Annotated in this window: 4 protein-coding genes and 1 pseudogene; all 5 read right to left on the bottom strand. The window is 32.3% G+C overall.

Annotation, left to right across the window (positions count from 1 at the left end; translation table 11 throughout):
* A pseudogene (locus AC220I_RS18995) lies at window positions 1–444 on the bottom strand (hypothetical protein); the annotation flags it as partial.
* A gap of 108 nt (window positions 445–552) precedes the next feature.
* Window positions 553–1,443 (bottom strand): hypothetical protein, encoded by an 891-nt coding sequence (locus AC220I_RS18990; protein ID WP_486725437.1) that lies wholly within the window; start codon window positions 1,441–1,443, stop codon window positions 553–555.
* A gap of 901 nt (window positions 1,444–2,344) precedes the next feature.
* Window positions 2,345–2,662, bottom strand: a complete 318-nt coding sequence (locus AC220I_RS18985; protein ID WP_486725436.1) for a hypothetical protein — start codon at window positions 2,660–2,662, stop codon at window positions 2,345–2,347.
* Between the two features lie 272 nt (window positions 2,663–2,934).
* Window positions 2,935–3,363 carry a hypothetical protein gene (locus AC220I_RS18980; RefSeq protein ID WP_486725435.1) on the bottom strand — a complete coding sequence of 143 codons (429 nt, stop codon included), beginning with the start codon at window positions 3,361–3,363 and terminating at the stop codon, window positions 2,935–2,937.
* A gap of 149 nt (window positions 3,364–3,512) precedes the next feature.
* Complete coding sequence (locus AC220I_RS18975; protein ID WP_486725434.1) at window positions 3,513–3,968, bottom strand: DUF5348 domain-containing protein; 456 nt, start codon at window positions 3,966–3,968, stop codon at window positions 3,513–3,515.
* Window positions 3,969–4,230: the final 262 nt, after the last annotated feature.

Genomic DNA, 4,230 nt, shown 5'->3' with positions numbered 1-4,230 from the left:
TCTCTTGATATCACCCATTAGAATTGCCATTCTTCCACCTTGTCGAAGTGATGCGTATTGTTTCATCACGGTATAGTTAAGAGCTTCCATGAACTCTTTATAATCAGCAATTCGGGATATATCGTTTTTAAAAGGCTTATCGCCATACATGTTCCCAGAGTATTTAATGATATCCCAATAGGCTGGGTGATAAAATATGAAATCATTGATATCTGTAATTTCAGAATCAATCAAATCAAATCCCATTGATAAGTCAGTGGTTTTACTTTTGATGCCAAGCCTTGAAGCAGCATCAAAAGTAGTATTAGAACCACACGCATAATCTGAAATAGACTCTAGCTTGTACTGCTTAATTAAATCTTCAATGAGAAGGGGAGAGCAGTTCCCCCTATAACTAGAATTGCCACCGATACCACGCTCTGGGTAAGAAACTAAAGAATTCATAAAATTAACCTCTCTTTCATGTAATTTCACGATGCCTAAGCGAACAGCTTAAGCAACGTGAAAGGATTTATTATTAGAATAATTTAAAACGTCAGCATAAACGCCATTTTATACGTATTCAAGGCAATAAGGACAAATGCTACCACTAATTTCAACATTTTCAGAAAGAGCATTATATCTTAAATGTTCTTGGAGCAAAATTAAAGCGTCGTCTAATCGTTCAAGATTAGATACGATTTTACTATCCGCTTCGAAATTCTCAACAACAGCATAAAGCAATTCATCATGTTTAAGCAAAGATTCACAGGAGCAGCACCTAATTTTATCCTCAATCAACCAGTTGAAATCATCTTTAAAATGTAAGTGCAAATACTCATGCCATCCGATATGCTTTGATAGGCACTTTCTGGAACAATAAGCATCACCTAAAAAGTGATAGCCCTCTGAAATATCTTTTCCACACTCAGCGCACTTTTTCAAAGTTCCAACACGGGTTAAACCACAATCAAAATTGCCAATATCAGATAGGTCGAGATTGAGTTTATTAAGGTCAAAAGAAGAACCTTGATTATTAATAGCAGTGAAAGATTCACAATCACCTAAAGAATTATATTTAATCCATAGATATTCATTTTCAACCGCATCTTTAGAGTATAAGCGATAAGGTCCAAGATGAAGAAAACCAGTTTTATACAGATGTTCAAAGTCACGACACGAATTGATAGACTTAATCGTTTCAGCACTTAGCGGAACATCTTTAGTGCAAGGGATAGAATTAATAAGGCTGTCACGATTTGAAAGAACTTCAAGCTTTGCCTTTATCATTTTAGCTTCAAGCCACTTATAATATCTCTCATTGTCACAGTCATCACACACCACCATGACGCCCGAAGCTGTTAAAATAGTGTGAGCGTCCCATCCATGTTCACAGGTCGCACCACATTTAACACAAGTTGTATTGTCTTTGCGTGCCATGCTTAATAAAATATTTTCGTTCATAGAAACCACCTTTCAAAATGAGTAATTAAAATCACGTACAGGCATTGAAAACCATACCAACAGATGCACGATAGCACCTAAACTGTTGAATCTTATGGGGGCAGATTATCATGGCGTTAATTTGTGTCAAATGTAAGCGGAGCAAAAAAATAATAAGACGTGCAACGGCACGTCTGGTTGTTTTTTGTCAAGCCATATAGTCATGCGTAGCATGGGCTTGATGAAAAAGAAATTATTTATTTGTGGAGTGTATTTGATACAAATCAAAATCAAAATATTTTTAGAGTAACTAAGCTTGTGTTTCACAAGCGGTTTTATATGTCAAAAGAAAGAGTGAAACGGCTTTTGACATATAAAATAGTGGAGCGTGAAAATATCACATCTTTGAAAATAGCCATGATAAACTGAACCCATAAGATGTTTGCACAACCAAGAAATCGCTATGTAGAGGGAAAAAAGATCTAAAATCATTAGATCTTGCTTGAATGATAAATAAAATGTCTAATCTTAATGTCATACATGAAATTTGAAGATCTGCTCTGATCAGAGCGGCAGCACAAAAATAACGTCATACATAAAGGAGCAATCGAAGGCTATAAAATGTCATACGTGAATTTTATGGCCCATCGTATTGTGGTGATAAAATTGTCATACACTATATAATAAAAAGGAGCAGATCATCAAATTGATTTACACAAAAAATAAAGCGTCAGACTGACGCTTTAAACCAAAAACAATTGAATGAAGTATAAAAAGGATAATGAAAAGCCTATCATAAATTTAGATTCCGATGAAAGCTTAGGGAAAATAAGCAGTCCCAAACCAACTAAGAATAAGAAAAATTGAAAAATATCAAACAACAGATCCATAAAAAAACTCCTTTCAGTTTTCAAGATTTTTATTAAAAGTGATTATTATGTTTTATATTATATTTAGCAACCGCCATATTTATATTATCACTACTTGAAGCATGAATAAAAGCTAACGGAATACAAACTATTATATAAAAACCTAAAGCAATGTATAACAAGTATTTTATATTGACAACTTCAAAGAATGGAACTAATAAAATAATGACTACAAATAAAATTATAAAAAAAAGTTCTGTTAACAACATTATTAAAAATTCATAAATTATTATTTTAGTTCTCAAGTTCAATGAATCGAATTGTTCAAATAAACGTTTAATGAATTCTGGAATTTGCTTCAAGATATACATAAAATACCCCCCTTATATAATAAGTTAAATAAAGCAAGCAATGAAATAACCTATTAAAAGAATAGGTATCATCGACAAAATGTGATAAGTCAAAGTATCAACATGGAATATTTCATTACTTTTATAGGAATATGTTTTAGTAGTACGAGTGTGGATCAATATAACAACAGCACACAATCCAAGACCTTGCAAAAAATTAATATTAGATGTTTGAAGAACTGGCGCAATAAACCAAGGGTATTCGGATTCTAGTATTGAAGGTGTTATATAACTTATTCCAACCAACACGGATTGCCATTTATATTCATAAACCATTCAGGACCTGTTTCATCTACATGAAACCATTCGAACCCTCTATTCAATAATTTTAAAATCTCATTAGTATCAACAAGAAAATTATTAAAATTATCATTGATATTTGTTTGTGAAACATCCCAGTGAGAATAGGGAAATATAAATTTTGAATCCATTTGGTTGCGTTCAATTATCTCTATTGACCTATATTTAGCGCACCCAAAATCTAAAAAGGTTATACAATCAACAAAATAGCAATTATCAATATGTCTCACTTTTCTCAACAAAAATGGAAAAGGCTTAAAAGAACCCTTTTTCCATTCATAGTCAAAAGAAGCCAATTTTAAAGACGGTATTTTCCACTCAATAAATTTGTCCAAAACATCATTCTTCTTATTAATTACCATGTCTCATTTTGCTCCTTTCAATACTCAAATCCGAATACCCTAAACCAATTCCAGAACACTTCAAAAGCAAGACCATCTATAAAAATTGCTAATATTGCAAGACAAATTAAATAAAGTTTTTCTTTCATCTGTAACCTTCCTTTTTTCTATTAAAATTCATATAATCCCGCCATTGCTCTCGTTCGAACTGTTAAATTATCCATAGACATATTTTTAAATCCAACAATGTAATAATGATTGTCTGTATATTCAACACGAGAGCTAACCCAGTATTCGTTATCATCATCAGAAAATAGAAACTCAATAGAAGAACCACAGGTATACACATGTTCATTCAGACAATATCTGCCGTTTTCATCTACACTCAATGAACCTAGGCAATTCACTTCACGAGTTAAGTAATTTATAGTTCTTCTAAAGTTGTCAAGATATTCAGCAGCAGTAATTAATTCATTTTTTAAGAACAGCTCGTTTGGCTGATCATTAATTTCCAGACCACTTAGATCACCATATCGATCATACATGATATCCTTAAGAAGTGATTTAACCTCGCCATTCAGTTTAGTCATTTTAGCAAGTGCATTTAAAATATTCTTGTCTTTCATAATACAAACCCCTTTCAAATTTAAAAGCGTATGACATTTTCATGCTCGATTTCCTGGTGCTGCGATTATAATTGTATGACGAATTAATTAACTATATCCTTGTATTTTACTGTGGAGTTCGGCAAGAATCATTAAAAAAATAACCATGAAGAAAAAACCTATAGCAATATCATCAGCATTGTTGTTAAGTTTTGTTCCAAACTTACTTAATCGCATAAAGGGATTATTCACAAGTTCAAGCTTATCAGATGCTTCTACATGG

The organism is Fusibacter sp. (genome assembly GCF_057447755.1).
This window is presented reverse-complemented; position numbering and strand designations above follow the sequence as displayed.